Here is a 1,786-nt window from a genome sequence, read left to right as displayed (position 1 = left end):
GCGGGGGCCGGGGCCGTCCCCCCCGGGGCGGGCCCCGCCCCCCGGGGGGGGGGGCGGGCCCCCGGGGCCCGCGGGCCGGGGGGCAAGGCCGCGGGTGGGTCCAGGGTGAGTGCAGGCTGGGGCCAGCCCGGCCCAGGGTGTGTCCCGGGGTGGGTCCTGGGATGGGTGTCGGGTGGGTCCGGCCTGTCCCAGGGTGTGTCCCAGGGACGGAAACAAGGAGAGAAACAAGAGCGGCAACAAGGGCGGGAGCAGCCAGGCTGCTCCCGCCCCCGGCACGTCCGGGTGGGTCGCGTCAGGTCGTGTAGTCGGCGTTGATCCGGATGTAGCCGTCGGTCAGGTCGCAGCCGTAGACGGTGAACGCGCCGGTGGCGATGGCGAGGTCGACGGAGAGCACGACCTCGTCCCCCTTGAGGTGGGCGGTCGCCGCGGCCAGCGTCTCATCGGTGGTGGGCGCCGGGTAGGTCTCCACGTCCCCGAAGCGGATCGTCACCTTCGTCGGGTCGATGTCGAGGTCGTCCTCGCACTTGCCGATCGCCATGGCGACCCGGCCCCAGTTGGGGTCGGCGCCGTGTACGGCGGTCTTGACCAGCGGCGAGTTGACCACGACCTTACCGACCCGCTTGGCCTGCGCGTCGTCGCGCGCGCCGGTCACCCGGACCTCGATCAGCTTGCTGGCGCCCTCGCCGTCGGAGGCGATCGACCGCACCAGGCGCAGGGCCGCCTCGTACAGCACGGCCTCGAACTCGGCCTCGTCCACCGGCCCCGCAAGACCGTTGGCGAAGATCGCGGCGCTGTCGCTCGTGGAGGTGTCGGTGTCGATGCTCAGCGCGTTGAACGTGCGGTCGACCACCCGGCGGAAGATGCGGTCGAGCGCCGGCTGTGACAGCTCGGCATCGGTGAAGAAGTAGGTCAGCAGCGTCGCCATGTTCGGCTCGATCATGCCGACGCCCTTGGCGACGGCGGAGATGACCGCGTTGCCGCACTTCAGCGTCACGTGCTTGGGGACGGTGTCGGTGGTCATGATCGCCCGCGCGGTCGACGCCGCGTCGATCTCCGGCAACGGCCAGGCCAGCTCGGCGAGCCCGGACCTGATCCGGTCCATCGGGTACTGCCGCCCGATGACGCCCGTGGACGCGATCAGCAACTCCTCGGGCGCGATCCCCGCCGCATCGGCGACCAGGGCGCGCACCTCGCGCGCGTTGGCCAGGCCCTCGGCGCCGGTGGCGACGTTGGCGTTCCTGGCGACGGTCAGCACGCCGCGGGCCCGGCCCGTGGCCGCGGATTCGCGGCTGAGCGTGACGCTGGGTCCGGCGAATCGGGACTGGGTGAAGACCGCCGACACCACGGCGGGCACGTCGGAGAGCACCACGACGAAGTCGTCCGCCTCGTCCTTGATGCCCAGTGCCGCGGTCCGACTGCGGAAGCCCCGTGGGCCAGCTACCGGCATGAACCCGTGTCCTCTCGTCCTGGTGCGGAAGGTGCCGCGCGGTCTCGCGGCACCCACCCACACATTATGTGGTGCACCGAATGACCATACCGAGAGACGGGGTGGCCGGACAGGAGGCATTGACGAGCTTTCCTGAGTTGGCTAGCCGAAATCGTCCCATCTAGAGCCGTACGGTGCCCCTCCACCCTGCCCAGCATGCTGCATAGTCATGCATGGTCGAGCCGGAGGGAGACCACCGGTCCACGGGAGTGGCGCCGCAACGACGCCGCCCCGGGGGGGGGGCCCCCCGCGCCCCCCGGGGGGGGGGGGGGGGGGGGGGGGGGGCGCGCCCCGCCGGGG

General features: G+C 72.4%; 1 protein-coding gene. It reads right to left on the bottom strand.

Going from position 1 to position 1,786, the window contains the following annotated elements; all coding sequences use genetic code 11:
• Positions 1-292: 292 nt before the first annotated feature.
• On the bottom strand, positions 293-1,447 hold the full coding sequence (gene argJ / locus AAHZ94_RS33595; protein ID WP_349997481.1) for a bifunctional glutamate N-acetyltransferase/amino-acid acetyltransferase ArgJ: 1,155 nt from the start codon (positions 1,445-1,447) through the stop codon (positions 293-295).
• Between the last annotated feature and the right edge of the window lie 339 nt (positions 1,448-1,786).

This window comes from Streptomyces sp. HSW2009 (assembly GCF_040240285.1).
GTDB lineage: Bacteria > Actinomycetota > Actinomycetes > Streptomycetales > Streptomycetaceae > Streptomyces.
Note: the sequence above shows the minus strand (reverse complement) of the source record. Positions and strands in the feature narration are given on the sequence as shown.

Excerpts from the sequence above, each read along its gene's own strand:
- argJ (WP_349997481.1), bottom strand. The coding sequence starts at position 1,447 with ATGCCGGTAGCTGGCCCACGGGGCTTCCGCAGTCGGACCGCGGCACTG.